Source organism: Curtobacterium sp. B8, assembly GCF_000333315.1.
GTDB classification, from domain to species: domain Bacteria; phylum Actinomycetota; class Actinomycetes; order Actinomycetales; family Microbacteriaceae; genus Curtobacterium; species Curtobacterium luteum.
In genome coordinates, this window is sequence record NZ_BACW01000449.1 from 1 (window position 1) to 2558 (window position 2558).

Annotated in this window: 1 protein-coding gene and 1 pseudogene; both read left to right on the forward strand. The window is 71.5% G+C overall.

Annotation, left to right across the window (positions count from 1 at the left end; all coding sequences use genetic code 11):
• Window positions 1-224 precede the first annotated feature (224 nt).
• Window positions 225-1937, forward strand: coding sequence for a GAF domain-containing protein (locus I59_RS11530; protein ID WP_022903996.1), 1713 nt, complete (start codon window positions 225-227; stop codon window positions 1935-1937).
• Window positions 1934-2558 (forward strand): annotated as a pseudogene (locus tag I59_RS19870) (response regulator); the annotation flags it as partial. The gene I59_RS11530 and the pseudogene I59_RS19870, both read left to right, overlap by 4 nt.

Below are 2558 nucleotides of genomic sequence, written 5' to 3' on the forward strand. Positions count from 1 at the left end.
TGGACCGATGAGTCTGCTGGCGTAGTGGGTGCGATGAGGTCGTGGGGCCTTGTCCTACCGCTGACCCCAGCGCCCTTTACGTTGCTCAACACGGGGCGCCTGATCCGGACCCGAAGCGGATCGGGCGCCCCGGTCCCCGTCAGCGCCGGGCCCCCGGTCAAGGACCGTGGACCCCGATCGACATGCCGTCATAGGATCGGAAAGTCCACATCCGAAGGGACCTCATGACCGATCCGCTCGCTTTCCCGGATGCCCCGCGGTCCGCGCTCGAGCGCACGATCGATGAACTGGTCGACCGTGCGCAGGCGGTGCTCCGCACGCAGGGCAGATTGCGGAACCTCCTCGCCGCGAACCGGCGGATCGTCGAGCACCTGGCCCTCGAGGACACGTTGCACGCGGTCGTGGCCGCGGCCCTGGAACTCGTCGACGCGGAGTACGGCGCGCTCGGCGTGATCGCACCGGACGGCGAGGAACTCGAACGGTTAATCCACGTCGGGATGGACGAGGAGCACGTCCGGCGCATCGGACACCTCCCCCGAGGCAAGGGTGTGCTCGGGGCCGTCGTGCAGGACGCGCGCCCCGTCCGGTTGGAGCACCTCGGTGAGGACCCGCGCTCCGCTGGGTTCCCGGCGGGTCACCCGCCGATGGAGGGGTTCCTCGGGGTGCCGCTGCGGGTGCGCGACAAGGTCTACGGCAACCTCTACCTGACGAACCCGCGTCGCGGGCACTTCACGCAGGAGGATCAGGAGCTCGTCGAGGCGCTCGGCGCGACCGCAGGCGTGGCTATCGACAACGCGCGTCTGTTCGAAGAGAGCCAGCTGCGCGAACGGTGGGCGACCGCGACGGCCGACGTCAGTTCGGCGCTCGTCGCGGACGAGTCCATCGAGGACGTCCTCACGATCATCGCCGACCGGGTCCTCGCGTTCGTCGACGCGCACCTGGTCACCATCGTCCTGCCCGACGCCGACGCCGAGTACCTGCAGGTGGCGATCGCGGTCGGTCCTGTCGCGGACCCGGTCCGCGACCGCCGGTACCCCGCCGCCGAATCGCTCGCCGGGCGTGCCATCGACACGGGTGCCGTCGTCGCGGACACGACCGGAACCGCGGTCGCCGGGGTCGAGTGGACGCCCCCGCTCGGGCCGACGATCGCGATCCCGCTCCGGGTGGCCGGCGACGCACTCGGCGCGCTCGTCGTCGCCCGCGGGCCGGGCGGCCCGGTGTTCGCCGACGCCGAACTGGGCATGGCGGGCGAGTTCGGCCGGCAGACCAGCGTCGCACTCGCAGTGGCGCGGGGCCGTCGAGACCGACGGCGCCTGGAACTCGCCGAGGACCGCAGCAGAATCGCCAGGGACCTGCACGACCACGTCATCCAACGGCTGTTCGGATCCGGACTGGCACTGCAGGCGACCGCCCTGCGCGTCCCGGAGGACCTCCGCGACCACCTCGAGGAGCAGGTCAGCGCCATCGACGCGGCGATCGCTGAGGTCCGCACAGCGGTCTTCACGCTCGGCAGCTCCGACCGCCCAGCCGCACGGAGCACCCGGGAACGGCTGCTGGACGTCGTCACAGAGCTCCGCCCAGCACTCTCCCGCCCGCCTCGCATCACCTTCAGCGGTCCGGTCGACATCGACGTTACGGGGGCGCTCGCCCACGACGTCGTCGCCGCGGTTCGGGAGTCCGTCGCCAACGTCGCGCGACACGCCCCGGGCGCGGAATGCCGGGTCGAGGTCGCCGTCACCGACGACGCCGTGCAGGTGGTCGTCGAGGACGACGGCCCTGGTCCCGGGTCGAGCGAGCGTCGGAGCGGTACCGCCAACCTGGCCGCCCGCGCGACGATGCGCGGCGGACGCTACGAGCTCGGCCCCGGGGCCGACGGCGGCACCACCGTCGTCTGGGCCGCACCCCTCGGACGAACCGAACGGAAGGAACCACGATGATCAAGGTGTTCCTCGTCGACGACCACGAGATCGTGCGACGCGGCGTCGCCGACCTCATCGACGCGCAACCCGACCTGCAGGTCGTCGGCGAAGCCGCCACCGTGCGGGACACAACGGGACGGGTGGCCGCGACCCGACCCGACGTCGTCGTGCTCGACGTCCGCCTCCCGGACGGCAGCGGCGTCGACGCGTGCCGCTCGGTGCGGTCCGCGCACCCGGAGATCGCGTGCCTGATGCTGACCGCGTACGACGACGAGTCGGCGATGCAAGCAGCGCTGCTCGCCGGCGCGTCCGGGTACGTCGTGAAGGACATCCGCGGGCAGACCCTGGTCGAGGACATCCGGCAGGTCGCGGCAGGTCGCAGTCTCCTCCCGGCCGTCCCGGTGGCGCAGGCGGTCGAACGCATCACCAGGCGGCCGGAGGACGACCTGCCGGACCTCACGCTCCGGGAACGGCAGGTGCTCGAACTCATCGCCGTCGGGTTGACGAACCGCCAGATCGGCGAACGGCTCGATCTCGCTGAGAAGACCGTGAAGAACTACGTGTCCGGGCTGCTCGCCAAACTGGACTCGAGCGCCGGACACAGGCCGCGCTGTACGGCGCCGACCACGGGATACGCAA